This is a genomic window from Herbidospora sp. RD11066 (assembly GCF_054661255.1).
Window position 1 is genome coordinate 1 of sequence record NZ_BAAGDO010000156.1, and the last position, 272, is coordinate 272.

At 48.9% G+C, this 272-nt stretch carries 1 protein-coding gene; it reads right to left on the minus strand.

From position 1 onward, the window contains the following. Positions 1–47 precede the first annotated feature (47 nt). Positions 48–272: hypothetical protein (locus ACYQ78_RS39615; protein WP_459806144.1), on the minus strand; the 225-nt coding region annotated here is incomplete at its 5' end.

Below are 272 nucleotides of genomic sequence, written 5' to 3' on the forward strand. Positions count from 1 at the left end.
CGGCAAAACAACCTGATCATCCGCCCATCATTGGGACCAACCTATGATCAGTATCGCAAGGCATAGGAAAGAACAGTTTTTCGCCACTCTTGAGGTGACAAAAATCTGGAAGGCCCCTTCGAATTAGTCCCCTCTGGGTTTTTTTGTTGATGACCGCGACGATCCATCTCCCTGCCGTGTGTTGCCAAGTGTGTTGCCAAGGTGAAAAATCGACCACGAGAATGGCCTTCAAACCGAATCCTCACTTCTGTTTTGGCCACTGCCACTTTTTG